The organism is Halobacillus sp. HZG1, from assembly GCF_035818575.1.
Lineage (GTDB): Bacteria > Bacillota > Bacilli > Bacillales > Halobacillaceae > Halobacillus > Halobacillus litoralis.
On record NZ_JAYLVQ010000009.1, the window covers coordinates 12,752 to 34,268 of the forward strand.

Genomic DNA, 21,517 nt, shown 5'->3' on the forward strand with positions numbered 1-21,517 from the left:
GTTTCCCGTTAAAAACAAGAGTTAAACCTAATTACGTAAAATTAGTCAAATAAAATACTAATGGATTGACGTTCATGGACACGGACAATAGCTTCACTGATTAAGCCGGCTACAGATAGCTCGGTGATTTTCTCGCTCGATTTTTCTTCACCTAGTGGAATCGTGTTGGTAACCACAAGCTCTTTAATTTTCGAATTATCGATACGCTCGATCGCAGGTCCTGAAAGAACCGGATGCGTACAGCAAGCAAACACTTCTTTGGCACCGTTCTCGACAAGAGCGTTGGCCGCCAGTGTAATCGTTCCAGCTGTATCAATAATGTCATCAATTAAAATGGCCGTCTTGCCTTCGATGTTACCGACGATGTTCATGACTTCCGCAACGTTTGGACGCGGACGACGCTTATCGATGATGGCAATAGGAGCTTTCAGACGATCCGCCATTTTACGGGCACGTGTTACGCCCCCATGGTCTGGAGATACAATGACAACATCCTCAAAATTCTTCTCCTCAAAATAGTCGGATAGAATCGGAACCCCGACCAGGTGATCAATCGGCAGGTTGAAGAATCCTTGGATTTGCGGCGCGTGCAGATCAAGCATTAAGACGCGGGAAGCTCCTGCCGTTTCAAGAAGATCAGCAATCAATTTAGCTGTAATCGGCTCACGGGCACGGGCTTTTCTGTCTTGTCTAGCATAACCGTAATAAGGCATGACAATATTGATGGATTTTGCTGACGCACGTTTTAGAGCATCGATCATGATCAGGAGTTCCATGATGTGCTGGTTGACGGGCTCACATGTAGATTGAACTACATACACATCACACCCACGGATACTTTCTTCAATATTGATTTGAATCTCTCCGTCACTAAAGCTCGTGACTGTACATTTACCTAGTTCGACTCCGATGTTATCAGCAATCTCTTTCGCTAACTCAGGATTTGAGTTGAGTGAGAATACTTTCAGTTTTGAATCCTTATATCCAGTTGCCATGGATGGAACCCTCCGTTAATCTTTTTTGATCGATTTCATTTTACTTGCATAGCCTTCTTTGTTCGTCTGGCGGGAACGGGCAATCGACAAAGCTTCGGACGGGACATCCTGGTTAATCGTGGAGCCCGCAGCTACATAAGCTCCTTTTCCTACGGTGACAGGAGCAATTAAGTTTGAATTGCATCCGATGAATGCATCATCTTCAATCGTCGTCAAATGCTTGTTCTCACCATCGTAGTTCACCGTAATGGTTCCACAACCGATGTTGACACCAGTTCCAACCTCAGCATCCCCGATATAGCTTAGGTGAGAAGCTTTGCTTCCATCGCCGAAGGAAGCCTTTTTCACTTCCACAAAGTTTCCGACTTTCACATCATCACCTAGAGAGGATTGCGGGCGGATGTGGGCAAAAGGTCCAATTTGGACACGGGAGCCGATCTTACTATCGGCAGCGACACTCTGCTTAATAATCGTTGCACTGCCCACATAACAGTTTGTAACGGTAGAATGAGGGCCTATTACCGCATCGTCTTCAATGCTCGTTGCACCTTCAAGAACGCTTCCAGGATAGATGACGACATCTCTTCCTATGGTCACATCTGGACCGATATACGTTTGTTCAGGATCGACAAGCGTAACCCCGTTTCTCATATGTTGCTCGTTAATTCGTTGTTTCATTAGCTTTTCTGCTTTTGACAAGGCCACACGATCATTAACACCTAGAGATTCCGAAAACTCCGGTGTTTGATAGGCACTGATGGTTTCCCCTTGACCCTTCAGGATTTCAACGACGTCCGGCAGGTAATATTCACCTTGAACATTATCATTAGAGACGTTCTTAAGTGCATCAAACAGCATAGCATTATCAAAACAATACGTACCTGTATTGATTTCCTGAATCGCCTGTTCTTCATCAGACGCATCTTTTTGCTCCACGATTCGTTCAACCTGGCCATTTCCGCCACGGATGACGCGGCCGTACCCGTGTGGGTCTTCAGCATGCGCCGTAAGGACTGTAGCCTTCGCCCCTTCTGCATCATGATGATCCAGAAGTTTTTGAAGCGTCTCCCCTGTCAACAATGGCGTATCACCACAAACAACAACGGTCGTCCCTTCTTTATCAGCCAGAATGTCATCCGCCTGTAAAACAGCGTGGCCTGTTCCCAACTGTTCCTCCTGAATGACATAATGACTATCTTCACCCAGCTGATCCTGAACTTTTTCAGCACCAAAACCTACAACGGTGATCAATTCTTGCAAATCTAATGTATTCAATTGGTCGACAACGTGCTGAACCATCGGCTTTCCACATACAGGATGCAAAACCTTATAAAGTTTTGACTTCATACGTGTACCTTGGCCAGCGGCTAGAACGACTGCATATCGATTAGTCATGAACGTACCTCCATCCTAAATATCCACTTTGAATCATATCTCAATACAACATGTATTTCAACATTTAGAGGAGGAACACAAACGGAAATCCGTCCAGGATCTTTGACCAAAAAAAGAGTCTAACCTGGTTCGGTTAGACTCTTGTTGTGCGTAAGTATTAGGAAGCGCCGGCTTCTTCGAATTCCACCTCAGCTTCTTCCTCATCACCAGCACGGTGATAAGCTTCAAGTACAGCGTCCTGGATCTTTCCACGAGTACCTGAATTAATCGGGTGTGCAATGTCACGAAACTCCCCATCCGGAGTGCGTTTGCTCGGCATCGCCACGAACAGTCCATTGTTGCCATCAATCACCCGTATGTCATGGACAACAAACTCCTGGTCCAAGGTAATAGAAGCAATTGCTCGCATTCTTCCATCAGTATTCACGCGTCGCAGTCTTACGTCAGTTACTTCCATTAGATTCACCACCTTTTATACAAAAGAACTTATGTAAGACAAATTCCACAAAACGGGAAAAAATCCTGCTAATTTTTCTAAAAAATTTTTATGATTCTGTATATTTAGGTGTTCAACCATGAAGAAAGCCCTCATACAAAAGGATGAGGGCTCTTTTCACAAAGTATATTTTATATATTTTCTAACAGGTTCCCTGGTCGGACTTCAATGGAGGATTTGCGTTCATCCGCATTGATAATCTGTACTACAGATAAATAATCATCCACGACGCGGTCCTCTTCTTCATCTTCCGCCTCAGCAAGAACTCCGATTCCTGCTAATTCAGCATCAAATTCCATTAATAAATTCCGCATTCCATTAATGGTTCCGCCAGCTTTCATGAAATCATCAATGATACAGACTCTTGATCCTTGAGGAAGAGATCTCTTCGTTAGAACCATTGTTTGGATCTTCCTGGTCGAACCAGAAACGTAGTTAATGCTCACCGTAGACCCTTCAGAAATTTTCGGATCCCTTCTGGCAATCACTACGGGTACGTTCAAGTAGGAAGCCACAGCGTATGCGAGGGGGATTCCTTTCGTCGCAACTGTCATGACCACATCGATGTCTTTATCGCGAAAAGCAGAAGCGAACAGCTTGCCGATGTTACGTGTCGTTTCCGGATCACCTAACAAGTCGCTCATAAACAAATAGCCACCCGGCAGGAGCCGCACGGGGTCCTCCAACTTTTCACATAATTCTTCAACAAAACGATGGCTTTCTTCTTTTGAGAAAGCAGGGATATATTTCACTCCACCTGCTGCTCCAGAAACTGTTTCTAAATAGCCGATCCCCTCATGTTGGAACATTTTGTTGATGATTCCTAAATCTTCACTAATGGAAGATTTCGCAGCATCGTATTTTTCTGAGAAAAAAGGGAGGGATATAAGCTCACGTGGTCGATCGAGAATATAATGAGTCATGGCGACAAGTCTTTCGCTTCTTTTCATACAAAGACACCTCTAAATCCGAATGTTTTCATTAAATATAACAAATTCGTACGTTATTTATCAAGTGGTTCTTTGTATCCGAGCATACGAACCATAAAAACTTCCGTACAAAAGCCCTTTAGACTGTTATAAATTCTCTGGGCTCGAGCATCATGTTCAACGAGCGAAAAAACGGTCGGACCACTTCCACTCATAAGCACAGCGTCAGCCCCTGCCTGTTTCATCTGCTCTTTAATTTGACCGACTTCTTCATGCATTTGTAGCGTCACACCCTCAAGTGTATTGCCAACGTTCTCACAAATGCCCGAGTAGTCTCCATCTTTCAGAGCATTCACCATGGCTTCGGTATCAGGGTGGTGAGCCGCACTTAAATCAAGATTCTTATAGACGGACTGGGTCGATACACCAAGCGTAGGTTTAGAAAGGACCACCCAACACGGAGGAGGGGCAGGAAGGTGTTGAATCTTTTCTCCCCGGCCGGTGGCAAGCGCCGTTCCTCCGTGTACACAAAAAGACACATCCGAACCAATTTCTGAACCAAGTTCCGCCAATTCATCCATGCTCAAACCCAGCCCCCACATCCGGTTCACACCTCGAAGGACAGCTGCGGCATCACTGCTCCCTCCAGCAAGCCCGGCCGCTACAGGGATGTTCTTTTCAATAAAGATCTTAACTCCCTGAGTTACATGAAAACGATCTTTCAACAGTTGTGCCGCACGGTAAGCTAAATTACGTTCATCATTCGGGACAAAACGGCTTTCCGATTCCACTTTGATTTCATCTTCAGAGAGGAGGGTCAGTTCAATGCGATCGGCAAGATCGACAGTTGTCATGACCATCTCTACTTCATGAAACCCGTCCGCTCGTTTATGTAAAACATCAAGAGACAAATTAATTTTCGCAGGAGCTTTTTCAAGTATTTGCATGCAAGCACCTCATCTTCCATATGATTCTGAAAGCATTGTACCATATTTGTTGGGCTGGTGAGGGGCACGAGAAAGGAAAAAAGCCCCTGGAGCATCAAGCGCCAGGGGAAAAGCTTACTGTTGGTTGTTCACCATTTGTTCTTCTGCCATTTGAATTGCTCGTTTTACCATATTGCCGGCATCACGCCCAGAAATGCCGCCCCATCCGTCTTTTTCTACCTTGTCGTAAAACCCAAGTTCTTTCGCGATTTCTTCTTTCAACGAGTTGGACATCATGCTGCGCTTACGTCCCATCGTCTTCAGCTCCTTTCGCTTTCACTAAAGCTACGACAAAGTTAGTATGTGCGAAACATGCAACGGACAAGCAAGGGAGTTGTATGTAAGGATGGTAATGATTCCTTCTTTATCTTTTTGAATGATATTCCGTTTTGCAGACAAAATAAAAAAGCAGCAAACGGTTGGTTCACTGCTCAAGTGCCATAGTCTGTAGGTCGTCGAAGTTCAATTCGACTGTCTCTGTAAGTACATCTGCATAGCTGTAAGATACACGTTCAAAAGCATTTTCTTCTTGATCCAGCTCTACAATGAAAACAGCAGGATATGTCTCTGCCAGTACACCGGATCGTTCGATTGTTTTACGACGTCCGCCGTTTGCTTTCAAAGTTAGGCGTTTACCAATTTGCCCTTCAAGGGATTGCTTGATTTCTACTAACGTTTTAGCCACTGCACTCCACCTCACTGTAAATTAGTTTATCACAGACTTAGGACAAAGTCAAATAAAATTATTAATTATACCAACTGCGCATTCACAATGCAACAGAATGATATAAATAATCGGTCCTGGTTAGCTTATCCATTTCAAGGAAAAGTATGTAAGCTTTTTTTATTTCCTTAAAATCCGTACATATTCCTCTTCTGCTAACGCTCCCTTTAGTTGAAGACTCAGATTCGAGATGTTTCTGGGTTCGTTGCCTGGGTTGAGGGGCGGAGGGGAATGGCGAGACTCCTGCGGGAAAAGAGTGCTAGGTGAGACCCCGCAAGGCTTCAGCATGAGGAGGCTCACCGCGCTCCCGCGGAAAGCGAGTTATTCCCCTCCGCCCCATCCACTCAACAAAAGTCTCGAAATTGAGCCTTACACAATCCTGCCATTTAGCTGAAGGCGAATAAGAAAAAGCCGTCATCACGTGATGACGGCTTTTTTTATGGTTCCTGGATTTCTTCTGTTTGATTTTCAGTGTAGGGCATGCCGATGCGGAGCAATCCTTTGGTTTCTATTCCGCCTAGGCCATCTTCTCCACTTATAGTATTACGAATGACTTCCCAAATGTTGATATGGTCCATAAACGAAGTATACGCCACACGGGCAGCCACGTAGACCGGGTCAATGGCGTGAATGTTAACCCGGGCAGGTGAGCTCGCAAAGTTGGCTCCAGCCCTGATAATGGATTCAAAATGAGATTGGCAGGCACCAGCAAAGACGACCATTTGATCGAAATTGGGATATTTTCTTCTTATGTTCCTGACAGCTTCTACAAAGTACTTGGAATGACGATAAGACTCCAACTCCCTGACAGTTCCTTTCGCTTTGGAGTAAGAGTCGTGTCCCGTCAAAACGACAATTTCCGGGTGCACTTTTTCTATTAGAGACAGGACTTGGTTCGGCATTTCTTTTTCGTGAAGGTATTGTCCATGAACTTGCAACCCTAGTTGTTCATATAAAGCAATACACTTTTTCAAAAACAATGGATCTCCATCTATATGAAGAATTCGGGGAGGGATTTGAAAATAGTTCGTTTCTTTTTGATTGGCATACCCACTCCCTGCTTCTGCTTCCCTTTTTTCTTTTAGGAGTCTGTAATCTTGCCGAAATAAACGGTAGGAATAGGCTTCCTTCTCATCGACTTCACTTTTTCTACGGTGATACTCAGCTCCGGTTACTTTTTCAAGATCATCGAGAGGGGCGTCGGCCTCAAGTCTTATATATTCGCCCATCAATTTTAAGAGTGGTCCCTTCTCTGACTTCACTCGAAAAATGATGTCGTGCTGATAGGATTTCCGTGTTACAAGGTCTCCACTTGATATCATCACTTCCCCACCTCACTCTATACACTACTGTAGTGTATGTGTGAACATGGGCTTTGTGTCTATTTACAGTCACTTATATAAAACGTTGGCTAGATCTGCGAATTCCTGCATGGATAAAGATTCCCCGCGTCGAGATGGATCGATATTGACCTTTTCAAGTCGATTTCTAAGCTCTTCCTTATCCATTTCCCCTTTGAAATGACGGGCTAAGTTGTTCATCAAAGTTTTTCTACGTTGCCCGAACGTTGCTTTCACAACGTCGAAGAAGAATTCTTCATCCTCCACCTCAACAGGTGGCTTCTCTCTCATTTCCAAATGTAGTACAGAAGAATCCACATTCGGTTGAGGCATAAAGACGGTCTTAGGTACATTCAATACGACATTTGCTTCTGTATAATACTGAACGGCAATGGAAAGAGAACCGTAACTTTTCGTATTTGGTTCAGCAGCCATACGATCCGCCACTTCTTTCTGAATCATGACCGTTATGCTGTCAATTGGCAGTCGATCCATCAGAAGTTTCATCAGAATAGGTGTCGTAATATAATAAGGAAGGTTAGCTACGACACGGACGGGTTGATCAGGGTTGAAATGATCAGCGATTACACGGGCAACATCCGCTTTGAGAATATCCTGGTTAATGACTTCGACATTGTCATAGGCCCCAAGAGTTTCTTTCAAAATCGGGAGGAGGCGCTGGTCGATTTCAAAGGCTACGACACGGTCGGCGTGCTGGGCCAGCTGTTCTGTTAAAGCCCCGATGCCAGGTCCGATCTCTATCGCACTCGCTGAACGGTCAATTCCAGCTTCTGCAATGATATTTTTTAAAATGTTAACATCAATGAGAAAGTTTTGCCCCAGGCTTTTCTTAAATGAGAATCCATAATTCTGCAAAATTTCTTTCGTTCTTGTTGGTGTGGCTACTGCTTTACTGTTCATTTCTTTCCTCCTGTATGATCTGATCCATCGCTTCATTTAGCTGGTGGGACGTAATGTGGAACATATTCAATCGTTTTAACAACTGTTTTCCATTCGTTTTGCCAATTTTGAGGGCGACCCCCAATTTCTCCCGGCGCTTGGAGGCTTTTGGACCTCCGATGAGTCCGTAGTCGACGAGATCGGCTTTTTCTATTTCACCTTCCCGGATATCCACTAGTTCATATACCGCAGACAGGGCTTCCTGAATATCAGTAATCGATGCATGTTCGATGCCAATGCCTTTGTCATGTTTGGCACGTGCACGATGTTTCGGTAAAAAAGCATGCTTACATGAAGGTACATGCTGGCTTACGATATGCCTGATCCGCTCTCCAGGATAATCGGGATCTGTAAAGATAATGACCCCTCTTTTATCCTGTGCATGTTTGATTTGTTCAAGAACGTGCTCATCAATCGCTGATCCATTCGTTTCAATGGTATCTGCGTCCACGGCAGATTTAATTCGGGCGGTATCATCTTTCCCTTCCACCACAATCACTTCTTTAATTTTCACGTACTTTCCTCCTGTTGCGTTCCCTTCTTCATCTTTCCATAGCATACCATGACTCTATACACGGAAAAAAGCAGAGGAACGATTCCTCTGCTATCTCCATTAATCCAATATTTTCACTTTTACATTACGGGAGCCGAAATTAAGAGCCTCGCTCCTGGAAGGAACGAATAAATCGATACGATTTCCATTAATAGCTCCACCTGTGTCTCCAGCAATGGCATAGCCGTACCCTTCTACCCAGACGCGGCTCCCAAGCGGGATGATACTAGGATCGACCGCTACGACTTTTTTGTTCGGATTCGCTTTCAAGTTGATGCCTGTAGCCGTAATGCCCGAACATCCTGCACAGTTTGCGGTGTAGGCCGTTGCATGCATATATAAGGTCTTCGCTCCACTTGTATCGTTTCGCGATACCGTCGTAGATGCTTGACTTGAGGAAGAGCGGGAAGAGCTTGATGCATTTGAAGAACTTGACGGGCTTGAAGCAGCAACTGTCACTTTCTTCTCCACTTTCGTACCAAGAGCAACCACTTTTGTCTTACTCTCTTCTTCCACCGTTTCCTTAATCAGTTCACGGCTGGCTTCCTCACCATTTTTCAAGATTACTTCATATTCCTTCGTAATCAACCCTTTTTCTCCACTGGAAACGACTTTCTTTTCCCCTTTTGGAAGAGAGTTGTCTTTCTTTGTTTCCACTGTAAAGTCAACTTCTTCTTCGACAACGTCGGTCACTTTCTCGACTCTGGTAATCATGACCTTTTTATCAGAGGATAGCTCTTCTTCCTCATTGAGGTTCAACTCATCCAATTCGCTCAGAGTAATCCCCTCTTCTTGAAACAACTCGTCGACCGTGGATGCGGTCGTCCAGATTTTTTTGGAGTCTCCTCCATCATTGACGTTCACTTGGAAGGCCTGTTGGACTTCAATGTCCATGCCATCTTCAATGAGAGCATCCGGATCATGGGATAATTCATCCCGTTCTTTGAATTCAAGATCCTCCTGCTCAAAGAATTCCTCCACTGTCGAGGCTGTTGTAAAGTATTCTTCTGTATGGTTTCGATCGATGGCTAGATTGATAGACTTAGATGCTATGTACGAGACATCCATTCCATACTCAACCGGATCGGATAAGTTATGTGATAATTCATCGTGTTGTTGGACAGTGACATCGAGCTCTGATAATAATTCATCAATAGTATCAGCATGAGTGCGTATCAGTTCTTTCTGCCCATTTTGTGTCACTTGCACAGAAGCTTTAGTAGCTTCATACGAAACGGTTACTAAAAAGGCGATGCATAGGACGGCAATCACAGTTGCCCATACCATCATGTGACTAATGGCTGATTTTAACAATTTTCCTATTTTCATCCTTTGGCCTCCTTTCTAAAGCACGCGTTTTATTGTAGTCAAGTGACAAACTCATGTCAAATGGATCCTCTTTACAAAAAAATAGAGGAGCCAGCATGACCATCACTGACTCCTCTATTATGCTATTATACCTAGTCAATTAACATAACAAACGTGTTACAGTTCCCATACAATTGGGCGAATTTTGTAATATACCCTCCAAGGTCCCCTTTATTGCGACTGGATTCCAAAGAATTCGAGAGCATTCGAAGTTGTGGTTTCACTCACCTTTTCATACGAAATTCCCTTCAACTCTGCAATTTGTTCCGCAACAAGCTTCACATAGGCAGGTTCATTTCGCTTCCCGCGGTTCGGATGCGGAGCCAGGAACGGGCAGTCCGTTTCTACTAACAAATGCTTAAGATCCACCGCTTTGGCCACCTCTTTCGGTAATTTTGCATTCTTAAAGGTGACAGGACCGCCTAAGGAAATCATGAAGTTCATATCAATGCATTCCTGCGCAATTTCTACAGGCCCACTGTAACAATGCATGATGCCGCCGACTTCAGCTGCATTCTCTTCCTTTAGGACTTCAACGATATCATGTGTCGCCTCACGATTGTGGATGATGATCGGCATCTTCACCTTCTTTGCCAGACGGATCTGTTTACGAAACACTTCTTTTTGCACGTCTTTCGGTGATTTATCCCAATGGTAATCCAATCCCATTTCCCCTATCGCGACTACTTTAGGGTGCTGAGACAATTCCTCAATCCATTGAAGGTCCTCATCCGTCATATCAATAGCATCAACCGGATGCCAGCCTACAGCGGCATAGATGTTTTCATACCGCTCGGCGATTTCCATCGCTTTCGGGATCGTTTTCCTATCGAAGCCTACAACGGTCATATACTGAACACCAGCTTCTTGAGCTCTTTCAATCGTTTCTTCCAAGTCCTCTTCGAACTGATCTGCATTCAAGTGGACGTGCGTATCAAACAACATTCATTTTCCCACCTTCATCAATTAATCGTCATGTAAAAAAAGGGAAAGCACTATGGAGAGCTTTCCCTTTTTAATGGCGTGTTATTTCACTTTCGTCCCATTCTTCAACGTCTGATCCACAGATGCCAAAGATAAACCATTGTCGTCTTCACCAGCAAGAATCATCCCTTCAGACAATTCCCCGCGGAGTTTGACCGGTTTCAAGTTGGCGACGCAAATGACTTTCCTTCCAACAAGATCTTCCGGAGTGTAGTGTTCAGCGATACCGGAAACAACTTGGCGCTGCTCATAACCGAGGTCCAATTGAATTTTAAGCAGCTTGTCTGCTTTCTTCACCTTGTCGACTTTCGTTACTTCCGCAACCCGGAAATCAAGCTTCATGAAATCATCGATGGTCACTTCTTCCACTTGCTCCGTTTTCTCCTCTTTTTTCTCTTCTTTTGAAGGAGCTGACTTCTTCATCATGTCTTTGATGATTTGCGTCTCCTCTTCCGCATCGAGACGAGGGAAAATCGGCTGGTCTTTTTGTACCTTCGTTCCAGCTGGAAGAATTCCAAATTCGCTGAGGCTTTCCCATGCTTTATGCTCATCTGCTGTTACTCCGAGCTGCTGGAAGATTCGCTCAGGCGTCTGCGTCAAGAACGGCTGAAGCATCACAGCTATTTGACGAAGCGATTCAGCCAGGTGGGCCATGACATTACCCTGTCGGTCTTTTTGGTTTTCATCTTTAGCCAGAACCCACGGCTGTGTTTCATCGATATATTTATTTGTACGACTGACGAATTTCCAAAGATCTGCAAGAGCCACAGAAAACTCCATGTTCTCAAGAGAATCTTCTACAGAGATTCTCGTCTCCTGGGCCAGTTTTTCAAGGCTTTCATCAAACTCATCTTCCCTTAGTTTCAGAGCTGGAATTTCACCATCGAAATACTTACTGATCATCGCGACTGTACGGTTCAGTAGGTTCCCAAGATCATTCGCAAGGTCATAGTTCGTACGTTCAACGAATGCTTCTGGTGTAAACACCCCATCAGAACCGAATGGTACTTCGCGAAGCAAGTAGTAGCGTAGAGCATCCAGACCATAACGATCACTCAACTGGACCGGATCCACAACGTTCCCCTTGGACTTGGACATTTTTCCATCTTTCATTAAGATCCAGCCATGGGCAAATACCTGCTTCGGCAAAGGCAGATCAAGAGCCATCAGCATGATTGGCCAATAGATGGTATGGAAACGGACAATTTCCTTCCCTACAAGCTGCACATCTGCCGGCCAGTATTTTTGATATTTGGAATCATCATCACTCTCATAGCCAAGCGCGGTAATGTAGTTGCTCAACGCATCAATCCATACGTAAATGACGTGTTTCTCATTTCCGGGTACTCCAATTCCCCAATCGAATGTCGTCCGGGATACAGCCAAGTCTTCAAGACCTGGTTTAATGAAGTTATTGATCATTTCATTTTTACGGCTTTCCGGTTGGATGAATTTCGGATTCTTCTCATAGAACTCAAGCAATTGATCCACATAGTTGCTCATCTTGAAGAAGTAGGATTCTTCTTTTACTTTTTCTACTTCACCGCCACAATCCGGGCAGCGGCCGTCTTCAAGCTGACGTTCTGTGAAAAAGGACTCGCACGGGGTACAATACCATCCTTCATACTCATCCAAATAAATGTCGCCTTTTTTCATTAAGTAATCAAAAATTTTCTCTACGACTACTTTGTGACGATCCTGTGTGGTACGAATAAAGTCATCATAGGAAATATCGAGTTTATCCCATAATTGCTTAATCCCGCTCACAATATCATCCACGTATGCTTGTGGAGAGACCCCTTTTTCTTCTGCCTTCCGCTGGATCTTCTGTCCATGCTCATCCGTTCCGGTCAAATACATGACATCATATCCCCGTAAACGTTTGTAGCGTGCCATCGCATCACCCGCTACGGTCGTATAGGCATGTCCAATATGCAAATTACCACTAGGGTAATAAATAGGTGTCGTTATATAAAACGTATTATTTTCCTCAGGCATTCTTTTCCCTCCTCAAAATCTTCCTACCATGTGTCATAAAAGGTCATGGTATCATTCTATCGATTTATCTTCTTTATTTCCATTCCTAACATTAAAATATACCGAATTTTACGTAAAACTGTCAAAAGAACCAAACATTATAATTTCACATATGTAAATACTCTGGTAAAATAAAATGTATATAGATAGGTTGGATAAACCAACCAGATATGGGATGAAAGGGATGGGTAGAGATGGAAAGAGGCCTGGATGAATCGCTCCACTCACCCATTTTCAATACCTGCACCAGTATGTGGAATTGGAAATTCTAATCCCTTTTTAAGTAATTGACACGTCTGGGAATGGTTGGTACTATATTGTCGAGACATATGTCGAAACATGACAGCTAAACTTTTGATTGAGGGGAGACAGAAATATGAAATCTACAGGTATTGTACGTAAAGTCGACGAGCTCGGTCGCGTGGTTATTCCGATCGAACTCCGCCGCACACTAGGCATTAACGAAAAGGACGCGTTGGAGATTTATGTGGACGATGACCGTATCGTTCTAAAGAAATATAAGCCCAACATGACTTGCCATGTCACAGGGGAAGTTTCTGATGAAAATATGAAACTGGCAAACGGCAACCTAGTCCTGAGCAAGGAAGGCGCACAAATGCTGCTTTCAGAACTACAAGACAACCTTAAATAAATCAGATTTAGAGATAAATAGAAAAGAGACGATTTACTGGTTATAGAGAGAAAAAAGACATATGTTAAAGCAACCCCTTACTGTTCACAGGCCTGGCAGTAAGGGGTTTTCTCTTGCTGGTTTTATTTTTCTTCTACATGATAGGCCTGATAGACTTCCCGTTTCGGGAGCTTTCGGTCTAGAGCCGTCTGTTTTATCGCTTCTTTATTCCTCATTCCATCGTTTTCAATATAGTGCTGGACGTGATCGACGAGGGATAAGTGTGCCCACCACTGGTGGCTATCCTCAGATTCTACATCACCCGCTCCTTCAATCACTACACAAAATTCCCCACGAATTTGTTCAGAATGAGCCCAATCCACTAATTCTCCCAAACCCCCACGAATGTATTCTTCGTAACGTTTCGTCAGTTCGCGTACTAATGAGGCCTTTCTATCTCCAAGTATTTCATGAACATGGCTTAACATCTCCTTCAATCGGTGAGGAGATTCATAAAAAATCAGAGTGGCTTGAATGGATTGAAGCTTCTCTAAAACGGCTGCGCGGTCTTTCTTTTTCCTTGGAAGAAATCCATGAAAGTAAAACTCTTCTGTCGATAGCCCTGATCCGGCGAGAGCAGGCAACGCGGCATTCGCACCTGGCAGAACAACGACGGGGATATCTGCTTCAACCGCTCTTTGGACAAGATCTGTTCCAGGATCTGAAACCCCGGGCATACCCGCATCACTGACGATGGCGATGTCTTTTCCACCACTCAGCCTCTCAATCAACTCCGGACCTTTTGTGTGTTTGTTATGTTCATGGTAACTGACAAGTGTCGTAGAGATTTCAAAGTGATTGAGCAATTTTCTGGAATTCCTCGTATCCTCGGCACCAATCATATCCACTTCTTTTAAAGTATTAACAGCACGAAAAGTCATATCTTCCAGGTTTCCTATGGGAGTAGGGACAATATAAAGCGTCCCTTGATCATGATCCATGAAACTTTTTTGTACATTCATCCATGCTCACCCCTTCCTTTCTTTGTTCAATCCAATATTCTTTCTCTTTCCTTGTCATTCGTTTCAGCCGGTATTCTTGTTGTAAGGCTTCTGACTTCGTCTCATACACTTCATAAGCCTCAAGTACGAGAGGCCCTCTACCTCTTGTGTACTTGGCCCCTTTGCCGCTCTGATGCTTTTCTAACCTAGCTTCCAGATTGTTGGTGTATCCGGTATAAAGGGTGCCATCTTTACATTTGAGCATATAGACGTAATGACTATTCTCCATAAAGAATCTCCCTTAGCTCTTGAGTATATTCGTCATCATTCGTAAGAGCGTACAGCGGAGGTAGAATTTTCAACCCGGGCTTCCCGTCTCTGACTCCTTCAATCAGAAGAATGTTCGCCTCTTTTCCCTCTTTTGGATATACGAGTCGCATTCTTTTAGGCTCCAACTTGTACTTTTTGAATAACTGAATAATTTCCACCATGCGCTCAGGGCGATGAACCATGGATACTTTTCCTCCTGACTTCGCCAGCCTGCTGCATGACTCTACTACGTCTTCTAAGCTGCAGTGGATTTCGTGCCTAGCAATAGCCATATGCTCATTCAAGTTCTGCTCATCCGCTTTAGGAGTAGGAAAATATGGAGGATTACATGTAACCAGATCGAATTTGTCATTTCCGTAATGTCCGGGCATATCTTTCAAATCCCCATGAATCATATTCAGTTGATCGCCTAAATCATTCAGTTCAATGTTACGGAGGGCCATGTCATAGAGCCGCTCCTGAATTTCCACCCCTGTTATCGGAACTCTCGATCGTGTGGAGAGAAAAAGAGGGACGACACCGTTCCCTGTACATAAATCGATGATTTTCCCCCGTGTTTTTGGTACATAAGTAAAGTCAGCGAGTAAAACCGCATCTAATGAAAAAGCGAATACGCTCGGGCTTTGAATAATCCGCATGTTTTCTTTCGCTAATAAAAAGTCAATTCTTTCATCTCCATATAATTGAACCATTTCCGCTTTCCTTTCTTTACTTGAATTCCTATAAACAGCTCCCTTTTCTGGAACGGTTTCATTGCTTTTTTTCAGGGGCGAACGGATTCTGGGAAACTACACGCTTCCCACCGCCTCCTATTCTGCACATAACAACATGGAATCAAGTATTCCGTAATACTGACAAATCCTCTTTCCCTAACATAACTATAAATTTAAACCCATCTATGATATAAAGAGAGCCCTTCCTCGAACGAGCAAGGAAAGGCTTGGACCTGGAATTATTTCTTTTTGTTTAAGAAAGATAAGCAAAACAGACAATCCTCATCTCTCGGGCTACCAAAATGAAGATTACAAATATGAAAGCCTTCTTCGTAAAGCCTCGCGAGATTATCATAGCCTTCCCCGACGACTGCCCCTTTGTCCTGTTTGGAACTTGAGGAAGATTGTTCTTTTTCATTCTCTTTCTCTAACCGTTGTCGCAAGTGATGATTTTCAAGCGATAAATGCTGGTTTTCTTCTAAGAGATAGGCCAGCTGTTTTTTTAAATCGCCGAGCTGTTCATAGAGCTCACCGATTTGACTTTCAAAATGGGATACTTGTTCAAATATGGCTTTCTTCTTCACGCTCGACTCCACCCTTTATTCTGAGGCTTCGGTTTGAAGAACTCCTTCATCGATCAGCTCTTGCAGAGAGTATTCAAGGACGCGCTCTTTGTCGCGGAATTCAATCTGCACCATACGTTCGAGCATATTCAGTCCGACGACTTTTCCTTTACCAAAGGAGGTCGCAATGCTTTCACCGAGGTCAGGAAGCTCTTTCTTCGCATTTTCGTAATCATCATTTTCGTACTTGAGACAACACATTAAGCGGCCGCAAAGGCCAGAAATTTTCGCTGGGTTCAAGGATAAGTTCTGGTCCTTGGCCATTTTTATAGAAACAGGTTCGAAATCACCTAAAAACGTTGAGCAACAAAGCATCCGTCCACATGGACCGATCCCCCCGAGCATTTTCGCTTCATCCCTGACACCGATTTGGCGCAGTTCGATCCTCGTCTTGAAAACAGACGCAAGATCTTTGACTAATGTACGGAAGTCCACACGGCCATCAGCCGTAAAGTAGAAGATCACTTTATTACGATCAAACGTGTATTCGACATCCACAAGATTCATGTCCAATTTATGTTCACGGATTTTCTTTTCGCAAACCCGGTAAGCTTCTGCGGCGTTGTCTTTGTTTTCATCCACCGTCACTTTATCTTTATCATCTGCCATACGGATGACTTTTTTAAGAGGTAAAACAACGTCTTCTTCATCTATGGATTTATTAGCAATGACAACTTTTCCGAATTCGATTCCGCGTACGGTTTCAACGATGACATAATCGTCCGTCGTCATCCGCAATTCCCCCGGATCGAAATAATATACCTTACCCGCCTGCTTAAATCGGACACCTACAACTTCGATCATTCGATCATCACCTCTGTAGTTGAAGGGTAAGTTGTTCCATCACTAAATTAGGATGGACATTTTGATTTATCTTTCGTTTCGCCTCAAGAATATCCGTTAAGCTTCGTGCTGCTGACTGACGTGACCAACGCATCGCTGCCTGGTTCAAATTCTCTCTCTCTGTCGTGAAAATGATCGATTCTTCCCGGTCCAAAAGTTGGTTGATCACATCTTGGAACCAGAGCATCAATACATCCAGACCACGCTGCAGCTGCGTTCGCTCTTTGAAATGAGGCATCCACTGATGGTTGATAAACAAAAGTCCTTCATTTGGTTTATTTTGAAGCACTTCAATTAATTGTATCACTAGTTTTCGCACATTCGCAAACCACTCATCTTCATTCATCTCGAGGGCTTCTGTCAAATTATTCGTTAAGGATGACAAAAGTCTCGCATTCGATTCAGAGACTCCTTCTTCCACCAATTTTTCCTGCACACGCCTTGGATTCAGCGGCTGAAAGGCAAGCAATTGACAACGCGACCTGATGGTATCCAGTATGGTCGGACCACTTTCGGTCAGTAACATCGCGGTCGTCTGCTGACTCGGTTCCTCCAGAAATTTTAATAATCGGTTCGATGCGTTGACTGTCATCTTTTCTGCATCGACGATGATATAGACTTTTCGGTTTGACTCCATTCCTGTATACGTAAATTCTTTTTGTAAATGGAGGATTTGTTCTTTTTTGATGGATTGTCCCTCAGGTTCTATCCAGTGCAAGTCTGGATGATTCCCTGAATCAATCCGGTGACAATCCCTGCAGCTTTGGCAGGGCTCCGCGCCTTCTCTGTTTTTGCAGAAAATACTTTTCGCAAAAAGAATACTCATTTCCCTTTTACCGGTCCCGCGATTCCCCTGGAACAAATAAGCGTGGGAAATCCGGTCCTTTTTGAAGCTGTTCATCAGCATTTGGGCAGCTAGAGGCTGGATGTCTTTCATTTGTGTCCAAGTCTGCATACTACTTCCGTCCTTACGTATATAAATTAATAAGCAAACCTTTGATTTCACCAATCAGCCCAAGCAGATCAACCGTTCGCTTTTCCTGATCCATCACTGCCTCTGTCAGTTCAGACAGCTTCTCATCAACCGATTCCACTATCGTCAACTTTCGAGTCTGTCCATGTGCATTCCAACTATGCGAATGCTTCAGGTTCATTCCATATTGGACGGACTCTTTCATGAAGTCTTTGATAAGACGTTTATATTTAGCCAGATCACGGAAAGACCGTGCTCTTGCCACCCGCTCCCCCTGTGCCGTTATACTACTCATCAGCCTGCTCAATTGGGCTTCTTGCAGCTGCCGGGATTGGGACTGCACCATCGCATCAAAACCAGGCTTCCCGTTCGTCTGGAGGGAAGAGTGTCTTTTTGCTGCCTCCATCTGTGTCCGTATTTCTTGATTGATTTTCATACTTGAACCCCTTCTAAGTTAAAACTGAAAAAAGGAATCAACCGGCAAAATAAATACAGTCGCTCCCCCTACCTCGACCTTTACGGGTTTGGGAATGTAAGAGTCCGCATTTCCCCCCATCGGCGAAATGGGAGCAACCATCTGTTCACGCTGGCTGCAATTATCTTTAATAATATCTAAAGCATCGTCCACTTGATCATCATCACAACCAATCATGAACGTTGTATTTCCTTCTCGTAAGAATCCACCTGTCGTTGATAGTTTGGTCGTTTTAAAATTATTTTCTGCTAAGGCATCCGTCAAACGACTGCTATCTTTATCCTGAACGACCGCAATGATCATCTTCATGCAATCATACCCTCCTGTTGGGTGTTTTCTCCTATTATAACAAATGGATGGAAATTATGATGGCAAGTGACCGCTTAAAACGCGATACGCATCTTTTTTCACAGATTCGAACTCCTGATCGGCATCAATTACACAGATGCGGTCCTTATTTTGCTCAGCCAATCGTTGGTAGGCATCATAAACTTTTTCATGAAAATCGATATGTTCAAGGTCGAGACGATTCTTCTCTCTTCCCTGATTCGCAGCAATCCTCTTCAACCCTCGTTCAGGTTTGATGTCAAACAACAACGTCAAATCCGGCATATGATCATCAATGGCGAATTGGTTGATTTTAAAAACTTCCTCCATACCAAGACCACGTGCTGCTCCCTGATAGGCAAGGCTGGAATCTACAAACCGGTCGCAAAGCACGATTTTTCCTTCTTTCAATGCAGGGATGACTTTCTCTACGAGATGCTGCCTGCGTGCCGCGGCATAAAGCAAAGCTTCAGTACGGCCATCCATTTCTGTATGTGAAGGATCAAGGATCACTTCTCTTATTTTTTCTGCGATGCGTATTCCTCCCGGCTCTCTCGTTACCAGAATGGAATACCCTTCCTCTATCAAATCTTTTCCGATCTCTTGCAGGATGGAAGATTTACCAGCTCCATCGCCACCTTCGAACGTTACAAACAATCCTTTCACATCTATTCTCCTTTAAAAACAAGGACACCTTGTTCCATGCCTGTATTTTGAAAGCGTGCCCCCTGACTGGACAGGGCACGCACCTGAGCTATATGTTGATCATCCCAGCGTTCCCCCTTCAAGACTAATGGAATGCCTGGTGGATAGGGGATGATCGCTTCTGCTGCGACGTACCCTGCAGCTTCTTGCCAATCCACTCTCTCCACGTCCATTCTCTGCATGAGCGAATAGCTGAATTCCAGCTTTTGAACCGCTGGAAATTGGATTTGATCCTCTATTATTGTAGCACGGTTTGTTTGCTTTTTTAATTGGGAATCCAAGGTCTTCAACCGGTCCTCCAATAACTGTATATCCACACTCGGGGCGAGTCCAAATACGAGTAGAACTTGATCTGTCGTTGCAAGCTCCGGTACGATTCCCACCGCATCCAGAGCGTCCGCCCATTCAAACCCGGTTCCGCTTAGAACCTCGAGCGTAAGCTTCAACGGATCATCCGTAGTTTTCACAGTCCAATAATTATAAGAGTGGAACAAGGCCTTTACTTGATCCAGGAATGAAAACAAGTCCTCCTTTTCCGAAGGCTTCCATGCAGCTAAATAAGCTCTAGCCACGTCTAAACTCGCCATCAGTGGATAGGAAGGGCTGCTCGACTGAAGCATTTGTAAATAATGACGGATTCGGTTCAGATCGATCCTGTCACCTTGGACATGAAGGAACGAAGCCATCGTCATCGCAGGTGCCATTTTATGCGCAGACTGAGCCACACCATCTGCGCCTGCAGCTAAGGCAGCCTTTGGGAATGGGGATCCAAGCTGAAAATGGACGCCATGTGCCTCATCAACCAACAGCGGAATACGGGACCTATGAACAACTTCTACAATATTCTCCAGATCATACGTCCTTCCAAAGTAATCCGGGTAGGTCAAAAAGACAGCTTTACTGTCAGGGTAGTCCTTCAAAGCTCTTTCGACGTCTTCGGCAGAAACGTAGCTATGCCGGCCAGTTTCCTTTTCATATCTTGGAGAGATGAACACAGGGGATGCCCCCGAAAGCTCGAGAGCATTCAGTACAGACTTGTGACAATTCCTCTGCACTATAATCTCTTCCCCTGGGAGACAAACGGATAAAATCATAGCCATATTGCCGACCGTTGTCCCATTTACCAAGAAAAAGGTATAGTCACATTGGAAAAATTCGCTCGCTAACTTTTGAGCTTCCCAAATCACACCTTCTGGAGCATGCAGATCATCCAGTCCATCCACTTCTGTAGCATCCAATTGTAAAATGGATTGAAACGTTTCAGAGGCCTGCTTTTCAAACACCTTTCCATACTTATGACCAGGGACATGAAAAGATAAAGGATCTCGTTCTATATTCCGTTTAAGCGCTTCGTAAAGCGGCATATATGTAGAGTTCATATCAATCACCTTCTTCCATGTTCAAGCTTACATAAATAGCCACAGACAAGCAATACACACATCGCCCTTGAACAAAGGCTCCGTCTCTGATGGACTCAAAGCATATAAGTAAAATAGTTAGAGTAACGTTCCCAGTCCGTTACGCAGTACACATGGGTTTAGCTCAAGTGGACGTTCCCTTTTTAGTCAATAAAAAAATCCACCCTGCAAACAAGGGTGGATGTGTATTCTTCTTCATAGCTGCTACGCTCATTTATATTAAGACGGAATCATAGAACGATGGGCTTTGGCCATACGTTTAACAAAGTATTCATATTTCGGGTCATCAGCAGGTGTGTCAATCATCTCTTCCTCACAATCTTCACAAATAAAAACTCGTAATAGATAAATTCCCTTTTCTGTTTCTCTCTCGCAAATACTGCAATGATCTTTACGGCTCACTCGTTCTCCTCCTCTCTTTAATCATGAAGCCTTTACACTTAGTATCTCCGAATCTATCAACCTTATACATAAAATTTAGAGAAAATAGATTTCAAATAGAAGAGGTGAAGAGAGTTTTAATATAAAACAAAAAATCTTCAGGAATAAGTCCTGAAGATTTCAAAATGACGTGGCGGCGTCCTACTCTCACGGGGGTAAACCCGACTACCATCGGCGCTGAAGAGCTTAACTGCTGTGTTCGGCATGGGAACAGGTGTGACCTCTTCGCCTTCACCACCACATCAATATAAAGTTTGAGGTGAACCCTCA

25 protein-coding genes and 1 rRNA gene are annotated in these 21,517 nt (G+C 44.0%); 1 reads left to right on the forward strand and 25 read right to left on the reverse strand.

Annotation, left to right across the window (positions count from 1 at the left end; all coding sequences use genetic code 11):
* Positions 1-41: 41 nt before the first annotated feature.
* From VKA52_RS00540 to metG, 13 genes are all read right to left on the reverse strand, one after another.
* Entirely contained in the window at positions 42-995 is a 954-nt protein-coding gene (locus VKA52_RS00540) for a ribose-phosphate diphosphokinase (protein WP_089654598.1), read from the reverse strand.
* A 15-nt stretch (positions 996-1,010) separates the two neighbouring features.
* A complete protein-coding gene (gene glmU / locus VKA52_RS00545; RefSeq protein ID WP_326313836.1) occupies positions 1,011-2,390 on the reverse strand; it encodes a bifunctional UDP-N-acetylglucosamine diphosphorylase/glucosamine-1-phosphate N-acetyltransferase GlmU in 1,380 nt (459 codons plus the stop codon).
* A 157-nt stretch (positions 2,391-2,547) separates the two neighbouring features.
* Positions 2,548-2,847 carry a septation regulator SpoVG gene (spoVG, locus tag VKA52_RS00550; protein WP_075038302.1) on the reverse strand — a complete coding sequence of 100 codons (300 nt, stop codon included), beginning with the start codon at positions 2,845-2,847 and terminating at the stop codon, positions 2,548-2,550.
* A 170-nt stretch (positions 2,848-3,017) separates the two neighbouring features.
* Positions 3,018-3,836, reverse strand: coding sequence for a pur operon repressor (gene purR, locus VKA52_RS00555; protein ID WP_160916809.1), 819 nt, complete (start codon positions 3,834-3,836; stop codon positions 3,018-3,020).
* A 53-nt stretch (positions 3,837-3,889) separates the two neighbouring features.
* Entirely contained in the window at positions 3,890-4,762 is an 873-nt protein-coding gene (gene ispE, locus VKA52_RS00560; protein ID WP_160916811.1) for a 4-(cytidine 5'-diphospho)-2-C-methyl-D-erythritol kinase, read from the reverse strand.
* A 114-nt stretch (positions 4,763-4,876) separates the two neighbouring features.
* Positions 4,877-5,056 (reverse strand): small, acid-soluble spore protein, alpha/beta type, encoded by a 180-nt coding sequence (locus VKA52_RS00565; RefSeq protein ID WP_160916812.1) that lies wholly within the window; start codon positions 5,054-5,056, stop codon positions 4,877-4,879.
* Between the two features lie 169 nt (positions 5,057-5,225).
* Positions 5,226-5,486, reverse strand: a complete 261-nt coding sequence (gene veg, locus VKA52_RS00570; protein WP_035511778.1) for a biofilm formation stimulator Veg — start codon at positions 5,484-5,486, stop codon at positions 5,226-5,228.
* A gap of 476 nt (positions 5,487-5,962) precedes the next feature.
* Complete coding sequence (gene yabG, locus VKA52_RS00575) at positions 5,963-6,847, reverse strand: sporulation peptidase YabG (RefSeq protein ID WP_202412580.1); 885 nt, start codon at positions 6,845-6,847, stop codon at positions 5,963-5,965.
* A gap of 69 nt (positions 6,848-6,916) precedes the next feature.
* Complete coding sequence (rsmA, locus tag VKA52_RS00580; RefSeq protein WP_160916816.1) at positions 6,917-7,786, reverse strand: 16S rRNA (adenine(1518)-N(6)/adenine(1519)-N(6))-dimethyltransferase RsmA; 870 nt, start codon at positions 7,784-7,786, stop codon at positions 6,917-6,919.
* Positions 7,776-8,339, reverse strand: coding sequence for a ribonuclease M5 (rnmV, locus tag VKA52_RS00585; protein ID WP_326313837.1), 564 nt, complete (start codon positions 8,337-8,339; stop codon positions 7,776-7,778). The genes rsmA and rnmV overlap by 11 nt, the downstream gene beginning before the upstream one ends.
* A gap of 99 nt (positions 8,340-8,438) precedes the next feature.
* The gene (locus tag VKA52_RS00590) at positions 8,439-9,707 is read right to left on the reverse strand and encodes a ubiquitin-like domain-containing protein (protein WP_326313838.1); all 1,269 of its coding nucleotides are present in this window, start codon (positions 9,705-9,707) and stop codon (positions 8,439-8,441) included.
* Between the two features lie 210 nt (positions 9,708-9,917).
* Positions 9,918-10,691: a TatD family hydrolase gene (locus VKA52_RS00595; RefSeq protein ID WP_326313839.1), complete on the reverse strand. Its 774-nt coding sequence runs from the start codon at positions 10,689-10,691 to the stop codon at positions 9,918-9,920.
* A gap of 81 nt (positions 10,692-10,772) precedes the next feature.
* The gene (gene metG, locus VKA52_RS00600; RefSeq protein ID WP_326313840.1) at positions 10,773-12,728 is read right to left on the reverse strand and encodes a methionine--tRNA ligase; all 1,956 of its coding nucleotides are present in this window, start codon (positions 12,726-12,728) and stop codon (positions 10,773-10,775) included.
* Positions 12,729-13,143: 415 nt separating this feature from the next.
* On the opposite strand from metG, the gene VKA52_RS00605 reads away from it, so the two are divergent.
* Positions 13,144-13,419, forward strand: a complete 276-nt coding sequence (locus tag VKA52_RS00605; RefSeq protein WP_075038313.1) for an AbrB/MazE/SpoVT family DNA-binding domain-containing protein — start codon at positions 13,144-13,146, stop codon at positions 13,417-13,419.
* Positions 13,420-13,541: 122 nt separating this feature from the next.
* Here VKA52_RS00605 and rsmI read toward each other — a convergent pair whose 3' ends face one another.
* From rsmI to rrf, 12 genes are all read right to left on the reverse strand, one after another.
* On the reverse strand, positions 13,542-14,420 hold the full coding sequence (rsmI, locus tag VKA52_RS00610; RefSeq protein WP_326313841.1) for a 16S rRNA (cytidine(1402)-2'-O)-methyltransferase: 879 nt from the start codon (positions 14,418-14,420) through the stop codon (positions 13,542-13,544).
* Positions 14,389-14,688, reverse strand: coding sequence for a GIY-YIG nuclease family protein (locus VKA52_RS00615; RefSeq protein ID WP_326313842.1), 300 nt, complete (start codon positions 14,686-14,688; stop codon positions 14,389-14,391). The genes rsmI and VKA52_RS00615 overlap by 32 nt, the downstream gene beginning before the upstream one ends.
* On the reverse strand, positions 14,678-15,421 hold the full coding sequence (locus VKA52_RS00620) for a tRNA1(Val) (adenine(37)-N6)-methyltransferase (protein WP_326313843.1): 744 nt from the start codon (positions 15,419-15,421) through the stop codon (positions 14,678-14,680). Before VKA52_RS00620 ends, VKA52_RS00615 begins: the two co-directional genes overlap by 11 nt.
* Positions 15,422-15,681: 260 nt before the next feature.
* Entirely contained in the window at positions 15,682-16,026 is a 345-nt protein-coding gene (yabA, locus tag VKA52_RS00625) for a DNA replication initiation control protein YabA (protein ID WP_160916831.1), read from the reverse strand.
* A gap of 15 nt (positions 16,027-16,041) precedes the next feature.
* Positions 16,042-16,869, reverse strand: a complete 828-nt coding sequence (locus tag VKA52_RS00630; protein ID WP_160916833.1) for a PSP1 domain-containing protein — start codon at positions 16,867-16,869, stop codon at positions 16,042-16,044.
* Between the two features lie 7 nt (positions 16,870-16,876).
* Positions 16,877-17,863 carry a DNA polymerase III subunit delta' gene (holB, locus tag VKA52_RS00635; protein WP_160916835.1) on the reverse strand — a complete coding sequence of 329 codons (987 nt, stop codon included), beginning with the start codon at positions 17,861-17,863 and terminating at the stop codon, positions 16,877-16,879.
* Positions 17,864-17,876: 13 nt separating this feature from the next.
* Positions 17,877-18,317: a YaaR family protein gene (locus VKA52_RS00640; protein ID WP_160916837.1), complete on the reverse strand. Its 441-nt coding sequence runs from the start codon at positions 18,315-18,317 to the stop codon at positions 17,877-17,879.
* An 18-nt stretch (positions 18,318-18,335) separates the two neighbouring features.
* On the reverse strand, positions 18,336-18,665 hold the full coding sequence (locus VKA52_RS00645) for a cyclic-di-AMP receptor (protein WP_160916839.1): 330 nt from the start codon (positions 18,663-18,665) through the stop codon (positions 18,336-18,338).
* 54 nt (positions 18,666-18,719) lie between these two features.
* Positions 18,720-19,349: a dTMP kinase gene (gene tmk / locus VKA52_RS00650; protein WP_326313844.1), complete on the reverse strand. Its 630-nt coding sequence runs from the start codon at positions 19,347-19,349 to the stop codon at positions 18,720-18,722.
* A gap of 2 nt (positions 19,350-19,351) precedes the next feature.
* On the reverse strand, positions 19,352-20,767 hold the full coding sequence (locus tag VKA52_RS00655) for an aminotransferase class I/II-fold pyridoxal phosphate-dependent enzyme (RefSeq protein WP_326313845.1): 1,416 nt from the start codon (positions 20,765-20,767) through the stop codon (positions 19,352-19,354).
* A 258-nt stretch (positions 20,768-21,025) separates the two neighbouring features.
* A complete protein-coding gene (locus VKA52_RS00660; RefSeq protein ID WP_160916845.1) occupies positions 21,026-21,208 on the reverse strand; it encodes a sigma factor G inhibitor Gin in 183 nt (60 codons plus the stop codon).
* A 167-nt stretch (positions 21,209-21,375) separates the two neighbouring features.
* Positions 21,376-21,489: ribosomal RNA gene (gene rrf, locus VKA52_RS00665) — 5S ribosomal RNA — on the reverse strand.
* Positions 21,490-21,517: the final 28 nt, after the last annotated feature.